This window comes from Marinirhabdus gelatinilytica (genome assembly GCF_003353425.1).
Classification (GTDB): domain Bacteria; phylum Bacteroidota; class Bacteroidia; order Flavobacteriales; family Flavobacteriaceae; genus Marinirhabdus; species Marinirhabdus gelatinilytica.
In genome coordinates this window covers 319,489-341,921 of sequence record NZ_QRAO01000003.1, presented here as the reverse complement: position 1 = coordinate 341,921, position 22,433 = coordinate 319,489, and the positions used below count along the sequence as shown (strand labels likewise).

The 22,433-nt window shown below is 42.6% G+C and carries 22 protein-coding genes; 7 read left to right on the top strand and 15 right to left on the bottom strand.

Annotated features, from left to right (window positions below; translation table 11 throughout):
- Positions 1–19: 19 nt before the first annotated feature.
- The 6 genes from C8D94_RS10615 to C8D94_RS10590 all read right to left on the bottom strand — a co-directional run bounded on the left by C8D94_RS10615 (position 20) and on the right by C8D94_RS10590 (position 7,928).
- A complete protein-coding gene (locus C8D94_RS10615; protein WP_115123916.1) occupies positions 20–1,291 on the bottom strand; it encodes an adenylosuccinate synthase in 1,272 nt (423 codons plus the stop codon).
- Positions 1,292–1,297: 6 nt separating this feature from the next.
- Positions 1,298–1,747: a Fur family transcriptional regulator gene (locus C8D94_RS10610; protein WP_115123915.1), complete on the bottom strand. Its 450-nt coding sequence runs from the start codon at positions 1,745–1,747 to the stop codon at positions 1,298–1,300.
- Between the two features lie 22 nt (positions 1,748–1,769).
- The gene (locus C8D94_RS10605) at positions 1,770–3,974 is read right to left on the bottom strand and encodes a RelA/SpoT family protein (protein WP_115123914.1); all 2,205 of its coding nucleotides are present in this window, start codon (positions 3,972–3,974) and stop codon (positions 1,770–1,772) included.
- 85 nt (positions 3,975–4,059) lie between these two features.
- Positions 4,060–5,802: a mechanosensitive ion channel family protein gene (locus C8D94_RS10600; protein WP_115123913.1), complete on the bottom strand. Its 1,743-nt coding sequence runs from the start codon at positions 5,800–5,802 to the stop codon at positions 4,060–4,062.
- Positions 5,803–5,854: 52 nt separating this feature from the next.
- Positions 5,855–7,084 (bottom strand): M48 family metallopeptidase, encoded by a 1,230-nt coding sequence (locus tag C8D94_RS10595; protein WP_115123912.1) that lies wholly within the window; start codon positions 7,082–7,084, stop codon positions 5,855–5,857.
- A gap of 49 nt (positions 7,085–7,133) precedes the next feature.
- Positions 7,134–7,928: a TrmH family RNA methyltransferase gene (locus C8D94_RS10590; protein WP_115123911.1), complete on the bottom strand. Its 795-nt coding sequence runs from the start codon at positions 7,926–7,928 to the stop codon at positions 7,134–7,136.
- Between the two features lie 82 nt (positions 7,929–8,010).
- Here C8D94_RS10590 and C8D94_RS10585 point away from each other — a divergent pair, with 82 nt between their 5' ends.
- From C8D94_RS10585 to C8D94_RS10575, 3 genes are all read left to right on the top strand, one after another.
- Positions 8,011–9,432 carry a T9SS type A sorting domain-containing protein gene (locus tag C8D94_RS10585; RefSeq protein ID WP_115123910.1) on the top strand — a complete coding sequence of 474 codons (1,422 nt, stop codon included), beginning with the start codon at positions 8,011–8,013 and terminating at the stop codon, positions 9,430–9,432.
- Positions 9,433–9,512: 80 nt separating this feature from the next.
- Positions 9,513–10,328 (top strand): DUF6503 family protein, encoded by an 816-nt coding sequence (locus C8D94_RS10580; RefSeq protein WP_211308913.1) that lies wholly within the window; start codon positions 9,513–9,515, stop codon positions 10,326–10,328.
- Positions 10,329–10,379: 51 nt separating this feature from the next.
- The gene (locus tag C8D94_RS10575; RefSeq protein WP_115123909.1) at positions 10,380–10,808 is read left to right on the top strand and encodes a hypothetical protein; all 429 of its coding nucleotides are present in this window, start codon (positions 10,380–10,382) and stop codon (positions 10,806–10,808) included.
- Between the two features lie 54 nt (positions 10,809–10,862).
- Here the strand turns inward: C8D94_RS10575 and C8D94_RS10570 are convergent, their stop codons facing one another.
- From C8D94_RS10570 to C8D94_RS10555, 4 genes are all read right to left on the bottom strand, one after another.
- Positions 10,863–11,876 (bottom strand): COX15/CtaA family protein, encoded by a 1,014-nt coding sequence (locus tag C8D94_RS10570; RefSeq protein ID WP_115123908.1) that lies wholly within the window; start codon positions 11,874–11,876, stop codon positions 10,863–10,865.
- Positions 11,873–13,294: a CCA tRNA nucleotidyltransferase gene (locus C8D94_RS10565; RefSeq protein ID WP_115123907.1), complete on the bottom strand. Its 1,422-nt coding sequence runs from the start codon at positions 13,292–13,294 to the stop codon at positions 11,873–11,875. The genes C8D94_RS10570 and C8D94_RS10565 overlap by 4 nt, the downstream gene beginning before the upstream one ends.
- Positions 13,295–13,360: 66 nt before the next feature.
- The gene (locus C8D94_RS10560) at positions 13,361–13,921 is read right to left on the bottom strand and encodes an L-threonylcarbamoyladenylate synthase (protein ID WP_115123906.1); all 561 of its coding nucleotides are present in this window, start codon (positions 13,919–13,921) and stop codon (positions 13,361–13,363) included.
- Complete coding sequence (locus C8D94_RS10555; RefSeq protein WP_115123905.1) at positions 13,918–14,823, bottom strand: glycosyltransferase family 2 protein; 906 nt, start codon at positions 14,821–14,823, stop codon at positions 13,918–13,920. The genes C8D94_RS10560 and C8D94_RS10555 overlap by 4 nt, the downstream gene beginning before the upstream one ends.
- A gap of 42 nt (positions 14,824–14,865) precedes the next feature.
- Here C8D94_RS10555 and C8D94_RS10550 point away from each other — a divergent pair, with 42 nt between their 5' ends.
- Positions 14,866–15,462 (top strand): class I SAM-dependent methyltransferase, encoded by a 597-nt coding sequence (locus C8D94_RS10550; RefSeq protein WP_115123904.1) that lies wholly within the window; start codon positions 14,866–14,868, stop codon positions 15,460–15,462.
- 14 nt (positions 15,463–15,476) lie between these two features.
- The gene (locus C8D94_RS10545) at positions 15,477–16,427 is read left to right on the top strand and encodes a hypothetical protein (protein WP_115123903.1); all 951 of its coding nucleotides are present in this window, start codon (positions 15,477–15,479) and stop codon (positions 16,425–16,427) included.
- Here the strand turns inward: C8D94_RS10545 and C8D94_RS10540 are convergent.
- Together C8D94_RS10540 and C8D94_RS10535 are read right to left on the bottom strand one after the other, a co-directional pair.
- Positions 16,422–17,486 (bottom strand): glycosyltransferase family 4 protein, encoded by a 1,065-nt coding sequence (locus tag C8D94_RS10540; protein ID WP_115123902.1) that lies wholly within the window; start codon positions 17,484–17,486, stop codon positions 16,422–16,424. The genes C8D94_RS10545 and C8D94_RS10540 overlap by 6 nt on opposite strands.
- A 1-nt stretch (position 17,487) precedes the next feature.
- Positions 17,488–18,249: a glycosyltransferase family 2 protein gene (locus C8D94_RS10535; RefSeq protein WP_115123901.1), complete on the bottom strand. Its 762-nt coding sequence runs from the start codon at positions 18,247–18,249 to the stop codon at positions 17,488–17,490.
- A 59-nt stretch (positions 18,250–18,308) separates the two neighbouring features.
- Between C8D94_RS10535 and C8D94_RS10530 the strand changes: the two genes are divergently transcribed.
- A complete protein-coding gene (locus tag C8D94_RS10530; protein WP_115124047.1) occupies positions 18,309–19,013 on the top strand; it encodes a polysaccharide deacetylase family protein in 705 nt (234 codons plus the stop codon).
- Between the two features lie 17 nt (positions 19,014–19,030).
- Here the strand turns inward: C8D94_RS10530 and C8D94_RS10525 are convergent, their stop codons facing one another.
- Positions 19,031–19,747: a glycosyltransferase family 2 protein gene (locus C8D94_RS10525; protein ID WP_245946272.1), complete on the bottom strand. Its 717-nt coding sequence runs from the start codon at positions 19,745–19,747 to the stop codon at positions 19,031–19,033.
- A 96-nt stretch (positions 19,748–19,843) separates the two neighbouring features.
- On the opposite strand from C8D94_RS10525, the gene C8D94_RS10520 reads away from it, so the two are divergent.
- Positions 19,844–20,674, top strand: coding sequence for a glycosyltransferase family 2 protein (locus tag C8D94_RS10520; protein ID WP_211308912.1), 831 nt, complete (start codon positions 19,844–19,846; stop codon positions 20,672–20,674).
- Positions 20,675–20,743: 69 nt separating this feature from the next.
- Here C8D94_RS10520 and C8D94_RS10515 read toward each other — a convergent pair whose 3' ends face one another.
- Together C8D94_RS10515 and C8D94_RS10510 are read right to left on the bottom strand one after the other, a co-directional pair.
- A complete protein-coding gene (locus C8D94_RS10515; protein ID WP_115123898.1) occupies positions 20,744–21,328 on the bottom strand; it encodes a class I SAM-dependent methyltransferase in 585 nt (194 codons plus the stop codon).
- Between the two features lie 7 nt (positions 21,329–21,335).
- Entirely contained in the window at positions 21,336–22,400 is a 1,065-nt protein-coding gene (locus C8D94_RS10510; protein ID WP_115124046.1) for a glycosyltransferase family 9 protein, read from the bottom strand.
- Positions 22,401–22,433 lie beyond the last annotated feature (33 nt).

Here is a 22,433-nt window from a genome sequence, read left to right as displayed (position 1 = left end):
ATATCAACAATGATACCCTTTATCTATGTATCGTCTGCTTCCTATCCGGACCTACCGATACTATTTTAATGGGCACTTCCAATTCTTCCTCCAAAAAGGCGATGTAGTTGTTCAGCTCCTTTGGGAATTGGGAAGCTTCGGTCATTTTGGTGAGGTCTTCTTTCCAACCTTTTAGTTCGGTATAGACCGGGGTTACATTTTCTGCTTCAATATTGTAGGGTAGGTGCTCTATGGTTTCGCCTTTATAGTTGTAGGCGGTGCATACTTTTAGCTTATCGAAACCACTAAGTACGTCACCTTTCATCATCATAAGTTGGGTTACGCCGTTTATACGCACTGCATATTTTAGAGCGACCAAATCCAGCCATCCGCAACGTCTGGGACGGCCTGTAGTGGCTCCAAACTCATTACCCACACTTGCCATGGTCTCTCCGTAACTGTTAAATAACTCGGTAGGAAAGGGGCCACTTCCCACACGGGTTGTGTACGCCTTAAAAATACCGAAGACTTCCCCAATCTGTGTAGGTGCTACTCCCAATCCGGTACAGGCTCCAGCGGCTGTGGTGTTGGATGAGGTTACGAAGGGGTATGTTCCAAAATCTATATCCAAGAGCGAACCTTGGGCACCTTCGGCCAAAATTGAATTTCCGTTTTTCTGGGCTTGGTAGAGGTATTCTTCGCTATCTATAAATTTTAGTGTTTTTAGTACTTCAACAGCCTTAAAGAATTCTCGCTCCAGTTCGGCAAGGTCGTACTCAATTTCAACATTGTAAAAATCTATCATAGACTCGTGCTTGTTTGCCAAGGCACGGTATTTTTCTTGCCAGTTGTCCATTTCCAGGTCGCCAACCCTTATTCCGTTACGGCCTGTTTTGTCCATATACGTTGGGCCAATCCCTTTTAGGGTAGAACCAATCTTAGCTTTTCCTTTAGCGGTTTCACTTGCGGCATCCAACAACCTATGGGTTGGTAAAATGAGGTGCGCTTTTTTGGATATTAATAGCTTTTTCTTGTAGTCCAGATCAAACTTTTCCAGATTATCCAATTCTTTTTTGAAGATAACGGGGTCTATAACCACTCCGTTTCCTACAATGTTAATGGCGTTTTCGTGAAAGATACCACTGGGTATGGTGTGCAAGACGTGTTTTATACCGTCAAACTCCAAGGTGTGTCCAGCATTGGGTCCTCCTTGAAAACGAGCTATGATGTTGTAATTGTTTGTAAGTACGTCGACGATTTTTCCTTTACCTTCGTCTCCCCATTGTAATCCTAGTAGTAAGTCTACTGCCATAATAGTCTAATTGGTCGTTTTTCTGTTTCCGTAGAAGTAGAGTGAATGTTTCGTGATTTCTACATCGAACACTTCTTCAATGGTTTTTTTTATGGTTTGTATGCGCGGGTCACAAAATTCTATAACCTCTCCATTGTTAAGGATCAAGTGGTCGTGCTGCTTATCGAAATAGGACTTTTCGTACTGTGCTTGGTTTTGGCCAAACTGGTGCTTGCGTACCAGCCCACATTCCAGTAACAATTCTATGGTGTTGTAGAGTGTTGCACGGCTCACACGATAGTTTTTGTTCTTCATATTGATATACAAAGATTCAATATCGAAATGGTCGTCCTGCTCGTAAATTTCCTGAAGGATCGCAAAGCGTTCGGGCGTTTTTCGGTGCCCTTTCTCTTCCAAGAATCCCGTAAAGACATTCTTGACGATAGCTTGATTATTTTTTTCTGTAGATGCGCTCATACCAAAGGGCAAATGTAGTTATTTAAACTCTCGTAACTTTATCGATTCCGTTTATTTTTTTCAGGTTTTGAACCAAGTTATCAAGAATGGATTTGTTTTTAACCACCACTATAATCTCACCGTTGAAGATACCATCATCCGAGTCGAAATAGACTTTCTTCATATCTATGTGCAGGTTGTTGCTCACCACCTTTGTTACCTCATTCACTAGCCCCACTGCATCTATTCCTGAAATCTTTAGTTGTGCCTTGAACTCCCGCTGGGTAGAATCTATCCATTTTGCAGGCATAATACGGTAGCTATAGTTACTCTGGAGCTGAAGCGCATTAGGGCAGTTTTGCTTATGTACCTTAATGCCGTCGTTCACAGTAACAAAACCGAACACATCATCGCCCGGGATGGGGTTGCAACAATTTGCAAGCACGTAATCCAAGTGTTGCTCGTCCTTGCCAAACACCAACTGATCGTATTTTACTGAAATTTCATCTTTATCAACATCGGCCGGTTTGTCTGGTTTCCTGATTTTATTTTTGAAGAAACTTACCAGTGCATTGCTTCTCGAAGCCGCAAAAGCTTTTAACTGGGTGTTGTCTATAATGCCGGCCCCTACACGGTAAAACAGATCCAAACTGGTCTTCAACTTGAAAAACTGTACCAACTGGTTCACGGTACGCTCGTCCAAGGTGATCTTTAAGGATTTCAGTTTACGGGCCAAGATTTCCTTGCCTTCTGAAGCTATTTGCTTTTGCTCCTCTTTAAGGGACGATTTTATCTTGCTCCGGGCTTTACCCGTAGTGGCATAATCCAGCCAGTTTGCCGAGGGTTTTGCTTTTTCAGAAGTAATGATCTCTACTTGATCGCCACTCTTCAACACGTGGGAAAGGGGGGTTAACTTACCATTTACCTTGGTTCCGCGGGTATTAAGACCAACCTCTGTATGGATATGGAATGCAAAATCCAGTGCCGTGGCTCCTTTGGGTAGCGAATACAGATCCCCTTTAGGACTGAATACAAAAATTTCCTTGGCGTAAAGATTCAGCTTAAATTCCTCCACAAAATCTATTGCGCTTATCTCGCTGTTTTCAAGAGTCTCCTGAAGCTTGTTGAGCCAGCCCTCCAGTCCATCATCCTTTTCGTTGGTTTTGTACTTAAAGTGTGCTGCGTAGCCTTTTTCGGCTATCTCGTTCATACGCTCGCTACGTATCTGCACTTCCACCCACCTTCCCTTTGGCCCCATTACGGTGATATGCAGCGCCTCATAACCGGTAGATTTAGGCGAAGATATCCAATCACGCAAACGGGTAGGGTTGGGTCTAAAGTGATCAGTCACTATAGAGTATACTTTCCAAGCGATAAATTTTTCATCCTCAATATTGTTGCTTTTGTAGATAATACGTACTGCAAATTTATCGTACACCTCGTCAAAGCTTACGTTTTGGGCAATCATCTTCCTGCGGATGGAAAAAATGGATTTAGGTCTTCCCTTAATTTCGTATTCTAGATTTTCGGCATCCAAGGAGTCTTTTATTACTTGCGTGAAGGATTCGATATATGCATCTTGTTCCTCCTTACTTTCTTTGATCTTGCTTAAAATGTCGTTGTATACTTCTGGTTCGGTATATTTTAAGCCAAGATCTTCCAGTTGAGTCTTTATATTGTATAGCCCGATCCTGTGTGCCAGAGGGGCATAGATGTATAAGGTTTCTGAAGCGATTTTTACCTGTTTGTGGGAAGGCATGCTGTCCATAGTTTGCATGTTGTGCAACCTATCGGCTATTTTTATGATGATTACCCTTATATCCTCGTTAAGGGTAAGTAGCATTTTCCTGAAGTTTTCGGCCTGTAGGGATACATCGCCATCGTATGGCATTTGGGATATTTTGGTAAGCCCATCTACAATTTTTGCGACCGTCTCGCCAAAGAGTTGTTCCAGGTCTGCCAGGGTATAATCTGTATCCTCTACAACGTCGTGCAGTAATGCCGCGGCTATGGAAGTGGCATCCAGCCCAATTTCTGAGGCTACAATCTTCGCAACCGCAATAGGGTGGAACACATAGGCTTCCCCACTCTTCCTACGTTGGTCCTTGTGGGCGTCTACGGCAACGTCGAAGGCAGAGCGTATGAGTTTTTTATCGGCTGCCGAGAGGGTTCGGTAGCTAATTTTGAGGAGTTGCTTGTATTGTTTGGCAAGCTCTTTTTTTTCGGATTCCAGCACTTCTTCAGCCATAGAATAAATGTACGATTATACGGTAGATATTCAAATTATTTTCAAGAAATTACTTGTGAAGAAGATCTTTCCACTTAAAGGTTGTCTAAGATTTGTCCTTAATGTCCAACCGTTTTTTGCTAAGATATGCCCCATCCTGAAGTTTGCTGATATAAGCAACCAGCTCCTCCCTTAATTTACAGTGTAGTTTCCACGCAGTGGTGGCATCTTTTGCACTACAAAGGGCACGGAGTTTTATGGATTTTTCGGTCACATCAACCACCTCGAGTATGGGTGGGTTGTCCTCGTCCCAATCTTCAGACTCTTTAACAAGGGTTTCAAATTTTTCCCGGACCTTGGGGACATTTAAATTGTAGTCTGCGTGAATGGTTATGGGTCTAATTTGATGGGAACTTGTCATGGACCAATTTTCAAAAATGTTTGAGATTACCCACTTTAATGGCACTATCAATCTTCTCAAATCCCAAGTGCGAATAACCAAGTAGGTGAAACCAATTTCCTCTACGTTGCCCCAATCGTCGTTAATTATTACGGTATCTCCCACTTTTACAGGTCTAGTGATAGCAATTTGTAGCCCCGCAAAGATATTTCCCAAGGTGTTTTGTGCAGCGATCCCCAAGATAACGGTCGCTACTCCGGCAGATGCCAAAATAGAGATGCCCACCTTTTCCAAAGCCCTGAACTGGGAGATAATGAAATAGCCCCCAATAATTACGATAAGGAAAGTTACTATCCTTCGGCCAACCGATATGTATGTTAATAGCTTTCGGGCTTCTTCGTTTTCTTCTTCAGAAATATCACCCACTTTGTTTTCGGCAATATAGGTCATGAGGTAATCTACCATTCTGGTCACAAACCAGGTAATAGATGCTACTATCATAATTATAAGGCTGGTATATACAAAGTTTGCAAAAGCTCCAGAGAGTGATATTAGTGCGTTGAGCGTAATGTAAAAAAAGAGAGTGCCTATTAACAGCCCAGCTGGTTTGGCCAATTTATTAGCTATGTTCTTTATCCAACCTTTTTCACTTTTAAGAAAAAGTTTACGGGCCACAACAATGGTTATGCGCATAACAATGTAGGCTAGTAGCCCCAAGAGTAGTGTTCCAAGAAGTTTCCACAATGAGATGCCCAGAAAGGGAACATTGGCCCATTGCGGCATAATCCTGTCCATTTTTTTGGGACCATACACTTCGTACAAGGGTTCAATATTTTCAACAGTATTGGCAGAGATGAGCCATAGCGCACCAAATTCCTTGTAACGAATACGCTGCACCCGTAACACAATATCACGACCGTCTATTTCAACTTCACCAAACACCACACTGCGTCTGGGCTTACCTGCAATGGCCTGGTTGGTGGTAGTGCTAATGTCTATTTGCCCATCGGGTCTGTCCGAAAGTGCGTCCCAGTCTACCGTGACCCGTTGGTTCATGACAAAATAGAGCTTTTTTGCTAGAACAATTGCCTGTTCCTCGGTTAGGTTCAGGGGCATCAAATTTAGGTTTAGGGCATGTATGGCGTCCTCGTATTTCCCGTTTCTGGCCGATATCACAAAATGCTCCAGCACTGCTTGCGGGGTTCTTAAGTTGAAATTTGTAGGAGGCAAGCCAATTTGTTCGTTCAGCCTATCTACACGGTAAAAGGCTTCATTGTAATCGTCAAAGGGATTATTGCCGTATTGTGCTTCATTTTTTATGACATAATCTTTTGAAGGAAGGTTCTTGTCATTATTTACTTCTGTGGAGTCACTCTCTTTATCCTGAAAGGCATAGCCCTGGTGTACAATCCCTATACATAGTGTGATGTAGAATACTATCTTTTTCATACGTCTAAAGGTACTAATTTAACACTACACGATGGCAGTTGATACTTTTGGCTTATACTAACTTTCTAAACCGCTGTAACAGGGTGGGGTGGGAATAGTGCATAAAAACGTATGCAGGATGCGGAGTAAGGTTGCTCAAGCTGTTTTTAGATAGTTTCTTCAATGCTGAAACCAACGGCGCCCCAGCATAGGTTTGTTTTGCAAAACGATCTGCTTGGTATTCAAATTTTCTGGAAAGCAAGTTCATGCACAAACCTGTTAGGGTAGATATGGGCGTGTACAGAATCCCAAAGGCCACTAGCCCTATGTGGAACGATGGCTGCGAAACGCCCAAGGCTGAGGAAAGTGTTTCGTTGCCAACAAACAAGGACAGTAGCCAGAATGTAAATCCGGTGAGCAATATTGAAACCAAAAGATTAAAAATTATGTGCTTCCGTTTGTAATGCCCAACCTCGTGTGCAAGAACGGCCACGATTTCTTCTTCTTCCAGATCGTTTATAAGAGTATCGTACAATGTAATACGTTTCTCGCGACCAAACCCCGAAAAATAAGCATTTGCCTTTGTGCTTCTTTTGCTGCCGTCTATCACAAAAATATTGGCAAGGTTAAAGTGCACCGTACTAGCATAGGCCTCAATCTTATTGCGCAACGAGCCTTCTTCCAACGGACTCTGCTTGTTGAAGAGCGGCACGATGAGCCTGGCATAAAATAAATTCATAAATATGGTGAACACTGTTACGGCTCCCCAAGCATACAACCAAAAATTAGCGCCCGTAACCTCATAAAACCAAACAATGAGTGCCAGCAGGCCGCCACCCACTATAGCCATTAATGCCCACCCTTTTATCTTGTCCAGAAAAAAAGTAGCTGTATTGGTTGTGTTGAAACCGTATTTTTCCTCAATAACAAAGGTGTTATAGTAACTAAAGGGAAGCCCAAGGATATCACTGGCAAAAACTATGATGCCGAAAAATAGTAGTGCGATCACTATGGAATTGCTCGAAAAACTTCGCGCCCACGTATCTACAATCTCAAAACCGTCTAGAAAAAAGAACAACAAGGTAGCAACTATCGAAATTGTTGAAGTTAACAGCCCAAAACGATATTTCTCTCTCTTGTACCGTTGCGCCTTTTTGTATTCCGTCTCATCATACACATCAGCTATTTCTGGGGGGAGGGCATCGTTAAAGTGCTTTGCGTTTAGGCTACCCAAGATTTTATCCACCACAAAGTTGAAAACGATTATAGCAATAATGATATAAAAAAGTGTGGTTGGGTTCATAAATTTAAATTCCAGTTTTTTTGGATAAGAAGTTGGTTATTTACATTTTTTACAAAAAATTGCGTTGTCTCTTCGCCTCAAATATAAGGATTCCCGCTGCTACCGAAACATTCATACTATCTATTTCGCCCTGCATGGGGATGATGATGTTCTGGGTGCTCTCGGTGCGCCATTCCTGCGAAAGTCCTGTCGCCTCGGTTCCCACGACAAGTGCTGTTGCCATGGTAAAGTTACATTCGTGATACGGTTTACTGTCCTGTAGCGTAGCACTGTAAAAGGCTATATTTTTTTCCTTTAAAAATGAAATGATCTCTGCCGTTGTTCCTGTTGCCAATTGGTTGGTAAACACGCATCCCACGCTACTACGTATAATATTGGGATTGTACACATCGGTCCTGGGATTGGCAATGAGTACGCCATCGAGGTTCGCAGCATCTGCCGTACGTAGCAGTGCACCTATGTTTCCTGGTTTTTCGGGAGCTTCGGCTACTAGCAGTAGAGGATTGTCTCGCTGAAACTTTAAATTGTTTACTGAAAGTTCCTTGGCTTCGGCCACCGCCAAGATACCTTCGGTGGTGGTGCGATAGGCCAATTTTTGATAGACTTCCTCAGAAATTTGAACGATCTCGGTATCTTCAGCAGCAAAACTTTTTGGGTCGCCCTTAAAAATTTCAGCACAGAACAAAAGCGTTTCAAAAATGTAACCGCCCTTTTTGGCCAGAGATATTTCGCGTTCGCCCTCAATAACGAACAAACCTGTCCTTTTGCGTTCCCGGGAGGTAGAGGATAGTTTGGCAACTTGTTTTACCAGTGTATTTTGGGTGCTGCTTATGGTTTTGTGCATACAGCAAAGATATAGAATTGAAAGTGTTGGGTAAAGTGCAGTATTAGAAAGAGAACTTTTATATTTGTTGAAAATCATCACGATGAGAACACTTTTACTTTCCCTTCTATTATTAACAACGAGTGCTATTGCGTTGGGGCAGGCTACTGCGAATCAGGCCAGTGACCTAATGCTTTGTGATTACAATAACTCTGGTGATGAAATTGAAGCATTCGATTTAACGGTAAATATTCCTGAAATATTAGGGGCCCAAAACCCTGCTGCCTATTCAGTTACCTTCTATGAAACTCAGGCTGAGGCCACTATCGGTTCAAACGCAATTGTAGCTCAAACCGCATATTTAAATACAATCAATCCGCAAACTGTTTATGCCCGTGTTGAGAATGTAGGTAATGGAGATTTTGACACTACCAACTTTAGCTTAGTTGTAAATAATTTGCCAACCGCCATAACGCCCACTCCCTTGGAAGTTTGTGATGACGATTATGATGGTTTTGCTGCTTTTGATTTACACAGTAAGAGTGCGGAAATTGTCAATGGTGATCCCTCACCTTCAGTATCCTATCATGAGACTATGGCCGATGCAGAGAATGGCACAAACATGCTGTCATCTCCATACGCGAATATTGTCCCGTACTCACAAATTATTTATGCGCGGGTAGAAAATGTTAATAGTTCTTGCTTTCAGATTGTCCAATTAGAACTGGTAGTATTACCACTTCCAAATCCAAATGATCCATTCAATCTGTATGTATTTGATGGAGACGGTGATGGTTTTGCGGTTTTTGATCTTACTGAAAATGATGAAATTCTAAGTGATAACATTCCGAGCCCAAATATTTTTTATTTCCAAACTTTTGCAGATGCTAGTAATCTAACAAACTATATTGTGAATACAGAAAATTATGAAAATTCATCAAATCCTGAGATAATTTATACGGCTGTACAAAACGGAAACACTGGGTGCTTTGCAATAAGAAATTTTCTTATCGCGACCGATGGTCCAGGACTTACGGACACCGACAACGACGGCCTTCCTGATGTAATAGAAGATGTAAACAACAACGGGGATCTAACCGATGATGATACCGATGGCGATGACCTACCAAACTTTCAGGATACCGATGACGATGGTGACGGAACCCTCACCGCCCAAGAAGATTATAACAACAACGGCTCCCCAACCGATGACGACACTAACAACAATGGCATACCAGATTATCTGGACGAAGAAGTGGTGCTTGGTACTAATTCCTTTTTGGCACAGGCTGTAACCCTATCTCCAAATCCAACCCAAAACAAACTGAGCATTATTTGGAATACAACCACAACTGTGGAACATATTTCGGTGCATGGTCTTGATGGAAAATTGATCAATACAACACCCGTATTGTTTGGGGAAACCAACACTGTGATGGATCTTTCAGCAGTGGGGAGTGGCATCTATTTCGTCAAAATAGTTACACAGCAAGGAGTGTTGACCAAAAAAGTCATCAAAAAATAAAACTTTCTTCATAAAGGTTTCTAAAAAGGCTTCGACTTGGTGCGGAGCTTTTTTACATTTATACCACTAAACAAACAACCATGAAAAAAGCACTCTTAGGCCTACTGGCAATTTCAATACTTGTGGCCTGTAAAAACGATACCGAAAAAGAAACTGATGTAGTGATACACGATGAGGTGAAAGTTTCAAAAATCGAGAACAAGACGGCCAACTTTCCCAAAACACTTGGTAACGTGCTAGAAGCACACGGTGGCTGGGAACAATGGAACCACATGAACAACCTCTGTTTTGAGCTGGACGGTAAAAATGGTACCGAGACCCACACCACAGATCTTAAGAACCGTAAGGCAAAAATTGAACACAAGGACTGGTCCATTGGGTACGATGGCAACCAAGTATGGCTACTGGAAAACGAAGAAGATGCCTATTCTGGCAACGCGCGCTTTTACCATAACCTAATGTTCTATTTTTACGCCATGCCTTTTATTTTGAGTGACGATGGTATTGTGTATTCTGAAATGGAACCCACCGAACTGGATGGCAAGTTATACAACGGTATCAAGGTAAGCTACAAGAATGGAGTAGGGGATTCCCCTGAAGATGAATATAAATTATTTTTCCACCCCGATACCCACAAGATGGAATGGTTGGGTTATACAGTAACTTTTGGCAAGGATGAAAAGAGCGACAAATGGAGCTATATAAAATACGACGATTGGCAGGAGGTCAATGGCCTACAACTGCCTAGAAAACTCACCTGGTACAACGTAGAGAACGGGAAACCAACTGATGAGCGTAACGATTTGTTGTTCAGCAAAGTGACGGTCTCTCCACAAAAGTTGGATGCTTCAGTCTTTGCAAAACCAGAGGGTGCGGTAGTTGTCCCTTTAAACTAGGTGCCCAAACAACTAACTATAGATGAGATTTTTTTAAAGAGTTTCTAAGCAATGAAATCATTAGGAATAATAGTTATATTGCTAATTCTCACTTCTTGTAATTTTAAAGAACAGAAATCTGAGTTAAGTTATCCCTTGGAGAATATTGAATTAAAAACAATATCTTCAGAAGATACGAATAGAAGAATATCAGATACGATAATTTTAAATAGACTGGAAAAAGCCTTTAGGATATTAAGTAATAATGATTTAATAAAGGGTAAAAGATTACACGGAGCCTCAAGCCTATGCGATTTAACAATAACAACTAACAACGGTGAAATTCTCCTGATGGTCTCTAAAAGTGAGGAAAAAGAAGTTGTTATGAGTTTTTATAAATTTATAGATGAAGACAACTTTACCTATTTTCTTGGTACGTTATATGAAACAGATCAATTGATGGAAATATTAAAAAATGCTGGGATAGTTTGCGAGAGTTAAAAAGATGAAAAAAGTAGTTGTACTACTGTTTGAACAATGATACCTAAGGGAATTTTATTTGCTAAAACGGTGTAGCGTAAACGTAAACGCTGCCAACAAGAAAAATGCCCCAACTTGGTGCAGTACCCCTAGAACTACGGGCACTTGTAGGATAAGCGTGAACACTCCTAAAACAAACTGTACAAACACCAAAAACACCAACACGTTAATCCCCTGATGTTGCAAACGGTTTTGGGCTATCTTTCTACCCTTATACCAAATAACTGCTACTATAGCAACCACAACATACGCAAGATATCTATGTATAAACTGCACGCCGCTCTTCCCTTCCACAAAATTTTTCCAGACGGGGTTTTGTTCTAGCGTTACGGTTTCGTGTATCAATTTTCCATCGCTCATCAAGGGCCAGTGGTTGTGTATCCAACCAGCGTCCAGCCCCGCCACAAAGGCCCCCCATATAATCTGTACTAACAATACAACCAGCCCAACACGCAACAGATTCCTAAAGGAGATATTCACTTCCTTTCTTTCAGGGAACCACAGGTCCAGCGCTACCCAAAGGGTATAGGCAAAGGTGATAAATGCAGTGGTCAAATGCATGGCCAAGCGGTAATGGCTCACATCTGGCCGGTCCACCAAGCCGCTCTTTACCATATACCAGCCCAAAAAACCTTGGAAACCACCTAAAATTAGAAGAATGATACATTTTTTTATCGTGGGTTTGGTGAGCTGTCTTTTTAGCAGAAAATACAGAAAAGGAATAATGAAAACCACTCCAATAAACCTCCCGATAACACGGTGCAACCATTCCCAGAAATAAATATCCTTGAAATCCTCTAAGGTAAAATTGTAGTTAAGTTTTTGGTATTCTGGGTATTGTTTGTAAAGGTCGAAGGCGGCCTGCCATTCGGTTTGGCTCATAGGGGGAAGTGTACCAGAAATCAATTTGTAATTTGAAATGGACAAGCCCGAATGTGTCAACCTGGTAATTCCGCCTACCACAACCATGATAAAGATGAGGGTACAGCCCGTGAGTAACCAGTAGATTACTTTTTTGTTGTCTTTCATACGGCGGGGGTTAAACCTATTTCTTTTCCTTTTTTCAGCATATATTGTTGTGCAGCCTCATACTCGTTGGGTATCTCGCCTTCCAAGATGGCTTCCTTTATGGCATCTTTTATAATCCCTATTTCCCGCGACGGCTTCAAATTAAAGGTTTCCATAATCTCCTCGCCACTTACGGGGGGCTGGAAATTCCGTATTTTGTCACGTTCTTCTACTTCAACAATCTTGTCTCGTACTTTCTGGAAATTGTTATGGTATTTCCTGAATTTCTTAGGGTTTTTCGTGGTGATATCGGCCTCACAAAGGGTCATAAGATCCTCAATATAATCGCCAGCATCAAACACCAATCGTCGCACCGCACTATCGGTTACATCGTTTGCCAGTGCAATGGGGCGGGAGCTCATCAAGACCATTTTTTGGACAAATTTCATCTTGTCGTTCAAGGGCATCTTTAGTCGCTTAAAGAGCTTATACACCATTTTACTACCCACAAACTCGTGCCCGTGGAAGGTCCAGCCTATCTTTTTGTCAAAACGTTTGGTAGGGGCCTTGCCTATATCATGCAACAGGGCAGCCCAACGCAACCAGAGGTTATCGGTCGTTTCAGCAATATTATCTACTACTTCAAGGGTGTGCCAAAAGTTGTCTTTGTGTCGTTGTCCCTCTTTTTCTTCTATGCCTTGTAGGGCTACCAGTTCTGGGAAGATATATTTCAGCAGTTTGGTTTTGTGCAACAGCGCAAATCCCTTGGAGGGCTGGGGAGCCATCAATATCTTGTGTATCTCGTCCACGATGCGCTCCTTGGATATGATCTTGATACGGTCTGCATTACGGGAAATAGCGTTGAGCGAATCTTTTTCAATCTTGAAATCCAACTGTGTTGCAAAACGTATGGCCCGCAACATTCGCAACGGATCGTCACTATAGGTAATATCTGGATCCAGCGGGGTGCGTATTATTTTTTTCTGAAGATCCTCAACACCCTCAAAGGGGTCCAACAAATCTCCGAAGGTAGCATCGTTCAAACTGAGAGCGAGTGCGTTTATGGTAAAATCCCTTCGGTTTTGGTCGTCCTGGAGGGTTCCGTTTTCAACAGAGGGATTCCTGCTGTTTTCTGAATAGGATTCCTTTCTGGCCCCTACGAATTCCAGCTCTATTCCGCCAGACTTGAGCATAGCCGTACCGTAGGTCTTAAAAATTGAAACTTTCGGGTTACCGGGCAACAATGCCGAGACTTTTTTGGCAAGGGCAATCCCACTGCCCACTGCAACCACATCTATGTCCTTTGCAATGCCACGCTGTAAGATATAGTCCCGCACATAACCGCCAATTACATAGGTCTCTAATTGAAGCTCTTTGGCAGCTTTGGAAATAACACCAAAAATAGGGTTGGAAAGAGCGTTTTTATAATTGGGTTGCATAGAAAAAATTTGCTTTTGCAAAGATACAACACAGCTATACTTTTGGCAACATAAGAAGCGGGATGTTTATTCCCTTATAACGGTTACGCTACCGTCCAGCGTTAATTTGATGATGGCTGAAGGTTTGCTGTTTTTTGCCTTTTGGTTGTGGTTCACTACATAGTCCACACCGTTTTTAATTTCTTCGGAAATTTCAGCAAAAGTACGGGGCGTGGCTCTTCCGCTCAGGTTGGCAGAGGTGGATACAATGGGTTTCCTGAATTTACGTACCAAGGTTTTACAAAAATCATCCTTCACCACTCGAATGGCGAGCGAATTGTCCTCGGCAATGATATTGGTTGCTATCCTAATGGGGTCGTCGTAGATAATCGTGGTGGGTTTTGCGGCGTATTTCAGGATGTCGTAAGCTACTTCGGGTATTTCCTCCACAAACTGGTTGAGCATCTTAAAATCTGAAACCAAACAGATCATGCTTTTGCTCTCTACGCGTTGTTTCAGTTTGTAAATTTTATCAATAGCTTCTGCATTGGTGGCATCGCAGCCAATTCCCCAAACGGTATCGGTAGGATAAAGGATGAGTCCGCCACGTTTCAGGGTGTTTAGTGCATTTTCAATTTCGGTCTTCATAGATTTTTTTCTTCTTGTTTGTGTCGCAGTGAATGCTCCATTCTATTGTCGTTTATAATAGTGGGACGTAGGTAACGTTTCTTTTTTTTCAGTAGGAACAACAGGCTTAGATATCGTTTTATGAGCTCGTATTTAAATATCCCAAAATGCTTCTTCACAACATAGAGATACGAAATATAGCTCTCTTTATTAATGGCTTTTGAACTGCCAATACTCGCTCCCTGTATGTGCGTGATCTTTGCTTGGGGAACCAGTACGGCTGTATATCCTTCATTCCGCAGTCTTTCACAGAGATCCATTTCTTCCCAGTATAAAAAAATGTTGGTGTCGAACCCTCCAATGGCCCTAAAAATTTCTGTCCTGAAAAAAAGAAAGGCACCGTTTACCCAATCTACCGTTATGGGTTGGGTGTACTCTCTGTTCCGTTTTGGATAGCGTTTTGGGTGTGTTGCTTCCAAAAAGCCACGGCCAAAGAGCAACCTACGAAGCCCTTTATTATGGTCAAAAGAAGGAACAAAAGCACCGTGTTCATCATAATTCTGCGCAGTGGTCACACCTGCTTTTGGTTGGTTTTCCATGTAGGTTTTTAGGATGCCGAGGCAATCGTTCTGTAAAAAGGCGTCGTTGTTCAGAAACAATAGATAAGAGGCCTTGGCATAGTGCGCCCCGTACATATTCCCACCACCAAAACCTAGATTTTTTGGGGTACGGTATAAAGAGATGTTGGGGTGCTGTGGGAAATGCTTTTTTAAGTGTTCATAGTCAGCTATTTGCGAACAATTATCCACCACAATAATCTGGCAGGTAGTGTCTGCACCCGTATGTTCCCTAACCTTTTCAATGCTCTGCAGGGTGTACTTGGCGGTGTTGTAGTTTATCAATATAACGGCTACATCTAGCATGCTGCGTATGTTTTGTTACATTTGTCAAATATACAATACACTATGGGTCTACGTTCAAAATTCAAAAAATATCGGTTGCACAAGCGATTGCCAATGCCTACCTACCAACCCAAAAAATACTCAAAACCCGAAAATATGATAGAGGTGGTAACCGCCTGGGCAGGACTGGAAGAGATTGTAGAGGATATCCTCGATACCTTCAACATTGGCAGGGAGCGCTGTATAGAGTTTGGGGTGGAATTTGGGTATTCTTCGGTAGTGTTTTCCAATTATTTCAAGAAAGTTACGGGAGTAGATATCTTTGTGGGCGATGAGCATACCGATTTTAAAGGTGACCATTACCAAGAAACCAAAGAACGACTACAAGACTTTGAGAATATTACTTTAGTGAAAGCCGATTACAAGGACTGGATCAAAAAAGACGATAGCACCTACGATTTTTCCCATGTAGATATTGTGCACAATTATGCCGAAACCTACGAGTGTGGTCTTTGGGCAGCACAGCATAGTACCTGTACCATTTTCCATGACACCGAAAGCTTCCCAGAGGTACGACGTGCCGTAATAGATATTGCCAAGGCTACAGGTAAACGTGTGTATAATTATCCTAACTGTAACGGTTTGGGTATTGTGGTGTAGGTCAAAACAAAGCAATGACTGAAAAGAAAATCACCATTATCGCTCCGTATGCTTTTGGGTACACAACGCACATCTTCCGTGCTTTGAAATCCTACAATGGAGTAACTCCCACGATTATCTACCTGGACAATCCCGCTTTTCAGTACAAAAACAGCTTGCACCGCTTGCAGAATGTGTTCTCAAAAATATTGCTGGACAAAAACCTGAAAAAAACCTTCGTATCAAAACGAATACTGAAAATATTGAAATACATCGGTCCTCAGGATATTATTTTTATGATCCGCCCCGATGTGTTGGATACCGCTACCTTAAAGACCATTAAAACCTATACAATCGATTTAAGGGCTTACTATTGGGACAGCACCCGGCGGTTTCCCCGTAAGGTAGAGATCCTTCCTTTTTTTGATGTGTTATATAGTTACGATAAAGAAGACGTAGAGCAGTACCATCTTCAATTTTTGACCAATTATATTTTTCACGAAGCTAAAGAGGACATACCGGCTACGTATCAATTCTTCAATATTTCCACCAACGATTATAGGTTGCCCATCCTGGAAAGACTAGCGGCGCATATAGATAGCAAGGGATGGTCCAGAAAGATATTGGTGTACAACGGCAGCCCAATGCCCGTGGAACACGTAACCCTTATTACTACCCAAAAATCCAGTGAGGAGGTTGCGGAGCTTATTTCAAATTGTAGCATTGTTGTGGAAATCCAACGTGCCGAGCAGATAGGGCTTTCTTTCAGGATTTTTGAAGCTTTGGGGCAACGTAAAAAGCTAATTACCACAAACAGGGATATTGTGAACTACGATTTTTATCGTCCCGAAAATATCCTTGTGATAGACGAAGACAACATTGAAATTCCCGAAACCTTCGTGAACACACCGTACCTCGAAATACCTGAAGAAATTCTAGCACCATACCGTGTTGAAAACTGGGTGCAACCGGTCTTTTCGTTATAAAAGCGATCTATATATTTTTAAATACCGCTTGGCGGTTGTTTCCCAATTAAAACTCTGGGCACGCGCCACATACCAATTTTCGTACGCATTTTGGTGGGCGTAGAAAGTTTCTAGACCATCTGTTACTATGCTGGCCATGTATTCAGGTTCGTAATGGTCCCAATAAAAGCTTTGCTCGCCTCCAATCTCAGGCAAGGAAGTATTGTTGGACAAAAACACAGGTTTTCCAAAGCGCATCGCCTCTATGGGCGGAATGCCAAAACCTTCACGTAAGGACGGAAACACAAAAGCCTCGCAGTTTTGAAGATAGTAGTTTTTTTCAGTGTCACCTATCTTTCCAGTAATAAAAACACGATCGTTCAGGCTATGTTTTGCTACAAGCTCCCGTAGCCCCTCTGCATATAAAGTAGTATCGTTACCGGAAAGTACAAGGTTGTACTCGGGTAAAAACCGAAGCATCTCCACCAAGCTCTTAAAATTTTTCCGCTCACTGAAATCGCCAATGGAGAACAAATATGGCTGTTTTGGAACCATATTAGGGCTAAAGCTTTCAGGCACCGAAGTATTGGTAATCGTGTTTCCGTTATAGATTACATGCTCTGGCACTTCGGGTACTTCAAAATGGTCGTGGACATCCTTTTTGGCAAATTCCGAGATATAGGTGATGGCGGTGGCGCGTTTCAGTTTTTTTTCAAATTGTTTGCGGAGTTTGGCCTGCAGGCCCTCGGAACCTTCGGTAACAAAGTGGATGTCGTGTACCGTTAACAGATACGGAATCTTATAAAAGGGCTCTACTTTAATATTTTGGTTCAGGCAATGCCACAGATCGTACTTTTTCTTGATGCGGAATGGCTTGTGGCGGGTAATGCTCTTGTATTTCTTATAGCTGAAGGTGTTGCCAAATTCATCTTTCAATCCTGAAATGTCTTTTACGTTCAATGTAAGGTCCAATCCACTCAAATCCTGCTGTGCAAGGCCTTTGATGAGGTGGTAATTGAACTGCCCAAAGCCAGAAAATTTGTTCTTTAGGTTGTGCGCTTCCAAAAAGATATGTTTCATATCAGTCTATTTTTCGGTATAACAACCAGAGATTTACATAGCGCTTAAACACTGAAAACGCACTCACATACGCCAGGATAAAGCCTTCCTTGCCGTCCAAGATTCCCAAGCGTATCAAAAACTGGTGCCAAAACCTGTACAAAGGCCTGAACAGAAAATGGTACAACGTAGGTTTCTTTTTTTTCTTGTACAGCATTTTTGCCTGCAACGCACTATAGCGGTGCATTTTTGCAGTGTAGTCGTCAAAGCTTTTGTAGGTATGGTGTGGGAGTGTCGCCTTAAGTTTTGCTGTAGGTCCATTGGCTTCTAGGGTTTCGTGCACCAAATTCTTGTTGTACTGGCAGTGGCCCTTGTTGAAGACCCGGATCACCCAATCGTTCTGCAACCCACTGTACTTTATCTTTTTCCCCATAAAGTAGAAATCACGCTTTACAAAATAAGCAATGGCACTTGGATCTTTAAGGGAGTTGGTGATCTCTTCGGCAAGTTGTGGTGTCACTTCCTCATCCAGGTCAAAAAACACGACCCAATCGTTTTTTGCCTTGGAAATTGCAAAGTTCTTTTGTGCCGAAAAGTTGTCGAATTCCCGCTCGTAAACAGTAACGTTGCTGTATTGCTTGGCTTTTGCCACCGTTTCATCACTACTGAAGGAATCTACGATAATAATTTCATCGGCAAAGGAGAGGCCCTGCACAAAGGTGTCCATGTTATTTGCTTCGTTCAAGGTAATGGCAAGCGCCGAAATTTTTACGGTATGCTCCAAGAGTGGGTGGTAGTTTGGGTAAAAATACTAATTTTACCGAAGTACTGCACCCACAACCCATGGCAAAACTCCCTATATTGATGTACCACGACATCTCTCCCAAAAAAGGGGAGGGGCTGCACGTAAACGCAAAGGACTTCGAGGCACAGTGTAAACATTTGGCATCCAAGGGATACCGCACGCATCATTTTGCTGAAATTTTAGCTGCTGGAACACTTTTAGGGGGCAACAACTGTATCATTACCTTTGATGATGGCTACGTGGACCAATTGGAATTTGCGGTGCCCATTCTCCAGAAATACAAATTGAAAGCAACGTTTTTCATCCCTTTAGCATATTTGGGGAAAAGTGACCAATGGAATAATGGAGAAATACCTATTATGACCGCCCAGCAATTACGCTCGTTACCGCCCGAAACCATCGAGCTGGCCTATCATAGTTTTCAGCATAGAAATTACGATGCGCTATCAGCCTCAGAAGTTGAAACCGATACCCAAACGTGTTTCCAAAAAGTTTCAGAAGAAAATCTGAATTTTACAAAAGTACTTGCCTATCCCTACGGAAAATTCCCCCGAAAGGACCCCGAGAAAGAGCAGTTCTTTCAGCAACTGAAAGAAAATGGTTTCCAACTTGCCCTACGCATTGGCAATAGGATTGAAAAATATCCTTTCCATAATCCATTCGAGATCAACCGTATAGATGTGAAGGGGGAGTGGTCGCTCTTGAAATTCAAACGGAAATTAAAATTCGGCAAACTGTTTTAACGTATTTCCTGGAACCTTTATCTCATTCCCTTGTTTAACAACAACAACTTCACATACCGCTGAAACACCCCGTAGGCATTATTGGCCGCAATGGTCAGTCCCGGGATACCGTCCCGAAATCCTCCCTTGAAGATATAGGAGCTAAAGAACCGCCACGTAGGCTTAAAGAACAGATGTCCCCAAGTGGTGCGTTTGCCTTTCTTTTGTAGTTGCTCGGCCTGGAACCATGCATAGCTTTCCTTCTTGTTCAGGAAATGTTCTAATCCTTTGTATGTAAAGTGAAGCACAGGATTTTTTAATTGCCCGACGGTACCATCACAAGTAAGTTTTTCGTGTACCAAACCTTGGTAGCTAGCGCCTTTTCGTTTTACCAAGCGTAGCACATCATTGCTGTGGTGGTAGAGAAAACGGTTCATATAAAAGTGGGGGAAGTTCAATTTGTAGCCGCCGTGTGTGCCGCTCTCCATAGCTGCTAGTATTTCCTGTTGTAAGGGATAGGTAATCCGTTCGTCCGCATCCAGGAAAAGAACCCAGTCGGTCTTGGCGCGTTCCAGGGCGTAGTTTTTTTGGTTTGAGAAGTTATCGAATTTCCGCTGCAGGAAGGTGGTAGCATACTTTTTGGCAATCGCTGGCGTATCATCTGTGCTGAAGGAGTCCACCACGATAATCTCATTTGCAAATCGTACAGACCGAAGCGCAGCCTCCACGTAGGCTTCTTCGTTCAGGGTTGGCATAATGACGGCGAGTGTTGGCACGGTCCAAAGATACCAAAATTTACATGCTCCCTCTAAAGTTTGTACCTTTGTAACCTATTTTAAAACATAAGAAACTTGAACAATCTAGGCATTACCGTAATAGTGAGTACCTACAACAAGGAGGAATGGTTGCAAAAGGTGCTGGAGGGCTACAAATACCAAACCTACAATAATTTTGAGGTACTCGTAGCAGACGATGGCTCGCGTCCCGCCACCAAGGAATTGATAGATTCTTTTAAGGCAGATTACCCCGTACCATTGCGCCATATATGGCACGAGGACGATGGGTACCGCCGCCAGCGTATCTTGAACATCGCTATTACCGAAGCAGATAAACCCTATATTTTGTTCACCGATGGCGATTGCATCCCTAGAAAGGATTTTGTGGAGGTACACGCAAAATATGCCGAAGAGGGCTATTTCCTTTCCGGTGGGTACTGCAAGTTGCCTATGAAAACCAGTGAGGCCATTGACGACGAGGCTATTAAGACCGAAAACGCCTTTGACGTCTCTTGGTTAAAACAACACGACAAACTTAAAGGAACCCAAGCGTTAAAATTGAACAGTGGCAACACCGTGGCGAGCATTCTCGATTTTATAACCCCCACAAATGCTAGCTTTAACAACTGTAATAGTAGTGCTTGGAAAGAAGACCTCATTGCCATCAATGGTTACGACGAACGTATGCAATACGGGGGTCCCGACCGCGAGCTGGGCGAACGTTTGGAAAATTACGGACTCAAACCCAAACAAATCCGCCACAAGGCCATTGTATTGCACCTGGACCACGCCCGTGGTTACAAAACCAAGGAATCCCTAGACCGTAACCTTGCCATTAGAAAGGAAGTAAGGGACCAAAAGAAAAAATGGACGGAGCACGGGATCGTAAAGGGAGAGGATAAGTAAGACAGTTAGCAGTGACCAGTGGCAGTATGTTTTTTATACTTACTAAAAATACCGTCCAAAGACTAAAGACTACCGGCTACATTTATACGCTCCAATCTTCCAGTACGTCATTTCCTTGGAGGTAGTGATGGTCTCATGATCCAATTCTTTTAGGTTGGGGTGTTCCTTGAAGTATTCCCAACAGCCTGGACCGTCCCTGAATATGGAAACGATGAGCACTCCCTCAGGTGAGAGATGGTCCAGCAACAGTTGTAGTACTCGGGATTTCTCAGTATCGGGGATATAGTAGAACGATTCGTTGAATATAATAGCATCAAAAGTTTGCTCGGGTACAAAATGCAGCACGTCACAGTGCTCAAACTCGGACTTGGGTAAGTTTTTTCCCTGTGCCTGCTTAATAGATTCCGAAGAAAAATCGACCCCCAGAAAATACGAAAACTCAAAATCGCCCAAACGTTCGTTCAGCACCCCGTCGCCACATCCTATATCCAAAATACTTGGGTTTTTAGGAGCAAAAGCTTCTAGATCCTGCTTGATCTTAAAATAACGGCTCGCCTCCAAATCACTTTTTAGGCTTTTCCAACGCCCGCTTCGGTACTGTTTGTTCCATCGTCTGCGGCGGCGCCAGTGGTGAAATTTATCCAAGATATTCATAGTGGGATCATTTTTGTAAGTGATGTTGCAGATAGGGCTTCAGCTTTGTTAGAATCAGTTCTGGTGTCAATTCGTGATACATTTTGGAAGGGTCTGCCTCAATGGCTTTTCGTTCTTCACGGGTAAAGCTACTGTACAGTTCGGGCTTAAAATCCAGCAAGTGGACCGATTGATGTTTCACCCCATCCTCAAAACTGTTCCAATCTTCTTTTTCAATATAGGGCGAATAGATGGTAAACGTGGGCTTGTCCAGTGCCTTTGCAATGTGTACGCTGCCGCCCTCGTTGGAAATGAGCAGGTCGCATTGGCTCATCAAGTTAATAAAACCACGAATGCTGTCCTCATAGATGTCCAGATGTATATGTTCCTTATGCTCACACAGTTCGTAAATAGCCTGCGCCTCGGTTTTTTGGTAAGGTGCGTAATTGAAAAGGAGGGATGCATTGTAATTTTTGGCAATAAAATCTATCAGTTTCGCTATATATTCGTAGGGCATTGATTTTTGTGGGGTACTGCCCAAAACACCCAACATAATGACGGGTCGATGTAGGTGCTCGATTTTGTCGTACTGCGCTTCTTCGCCGGTTACATAAATCTTGGGCGTATCGTCCATAGTTTCCATGGGGAATACCGAATTCAGTAGGTTCAGTCTATTCTCAATAGCTTTACCGCAAAACTGTGTCTTCTTCGGAATAAAATGAATGGGATGTGAATAGAACGGAAGCTTCAGTTTTTTTCCCGGCCGCTTAAAACCAATCCGGTATTCGGCACCCGAAAAATAACACAGCATCCTGCTCTGGAACTTGGCGTAGGGATCGAAGATAATATCATATTTCTTGCGGCGCACACGCGCTATCATCCGCAACAGGTTGGGCAGTTTTTTTAGCCATTGTTCCTCCACGGTCCAAATGTGGTCTATATTCGGATTGTGTTCCAGTACCCCAGTCGTATAGGGGTACACAAGGTAGGTGATATGGCTCTCTGGGAAGCGTTTCTTTAGGTTATTGGCAAGTACAGAGCTTATGAGCACGTCGCCAATTCGTTTGTTCTGTATAACAAGAATTTGTTTCATAAAGAGTACCTTCGCAAGGTATTTATTTTTTTT

Bases quoted from the DNA above. Each gene is read 5' to 3' on its own strand.
- C8D94_RS10615 (WP_115123916.1), bottom strand. From the start codon at position 1,291: ATGGCAGTAGACTTACTACTAGGATTACAATGGGGAGACGAAGGTAAA.
- C8D94_RS10610 (WP_115123915.1), bottom strand. From the start codon at position 1,747: ATGAGCGCATCTACAGAAAAAAATAATCAAGCTATCGTCAAGAATGTC.
- C8D94_RS10605 (WP_115123914.1), bottom strand. From the start codon at position 3,974: ATGGCTGAAGAAGTGCTGGAATCCGAAAAAAAAGAGCTTGCCAAACAA.
- C8D94_RS10600 (WP_115123913.1), bottom strand. From the start codon at position 5,802: ATGAAAAAGATAGTATTCTACATCACACTATGTATAGGGATTGTACAC.
- C8D94_RS10595 (WP_115123912.1), bottom strand. From the start codon at position 7,084: ATGAACCCAACCACACTTTTTTATATCATTATTGCTATAATCGTTTTC.
- C8D94_RS10590 (WP_115123911.1), bottom strand. From the start codon at position 7,928: ATGCACAAAACCATAAGCAGCACCCAAAATACACTGGTAAAACAAGTT.
- C8D94_RS10585 (WP_115123910.1), top strand. From the start codon at position 8,011: ATGAGAACACTTTTACTTTCCCTTCTATTATTAACAACGAGTGCTATT.
- C8D94_RS10580 (WP_211308913.1), top strand. From the start codon at position 9,513: ATGAAAAAAGCACTCTTAGGCCTACTGGCAATTTCAATACTTGTGGCC.
- C8D94_RS10575 (WP_115123909.1), top strand. From the start codon at position 10,380: ATGAAATCATTAGGAATAATAGTTATATTGCTAATTCTCACTTCTTGT.
- C8D94_RS10570 (WP_115123908.1), bottom strand. From the start codon at position 11,876: ATGAAAGACAACAAAAAAGTAATCTACTGGTTACTCACGGGCTGTACC.
- C8D94_RS10565 (WP_115123907.1), bottom strand. From the start codon at position 13,294: ATGCAACCCAATTATAAAAACGCTCTTTCCAACCCTATTTTTGGTGTT.
- C8D94_RS10560 (WP_115123906.1), bottom strand. From the start codon at position 13,921: ATGAAGACCGAAATTGAAAATGCACTAAACACCCTGAAACGTGGCGGA.
- C8D94_RS10555 (WP_115123905.1), bottom strand. From the start codon at position 14,823: ATGCTAGATGTAGCCGTTATATTGATAAACTACAACACCGCCAAGTAC.
- C8D94_RS10550 (WP_115123904.1), top strand. From the start codon at position 14,866: ATGGGTCTACGTTCAAAATTCAAAAAATATCGGTTGCACAAGCGATTG.
- C8D94_RS10545 (WP_115123903.1), top strand. From the start codon at position 15,477: ATGACTGAAAAGAAAATCACCATTATCGCTCCGTATGCTTTTGGGTAC.
- C8D94_RS10540 (WP_115123902.1), bottom strand. From the start codon at position 17,486: ATGAAACATATCTTTTTGGAAGCGCACAACCTAAAGAACAAATTTTCT.
- C8D94_RS10530 (WP_115124047.1), top strand. From the start codon at position 18,309: ATGGCAAAACTCCCTATATTGATGTACCACGACATCTCTCCCAAAAAA.
- C8D94_RS10525 (WP_245946272.1), bottom strand. From the start codon at position 19,747: ATGCCAACCCTGAACGAAGAAGCCTACGTGGAGGCTGCGCTTCGGTCT.
- C8D94_RS10515 (WP_115123898.1), bottom strand. From the start codon at position 21,328: ATGAATATCTTGGATAAATTTCACCACTGGCGCCGCCGCAGACGATGG.
- C8D94_RS10510 (WP_115124046.1), bottom strand. From the start codon at position 22,400: ATGAAACAAATTCTTGTTATACAGAACAAACGAATTGGCGACGTGCTC.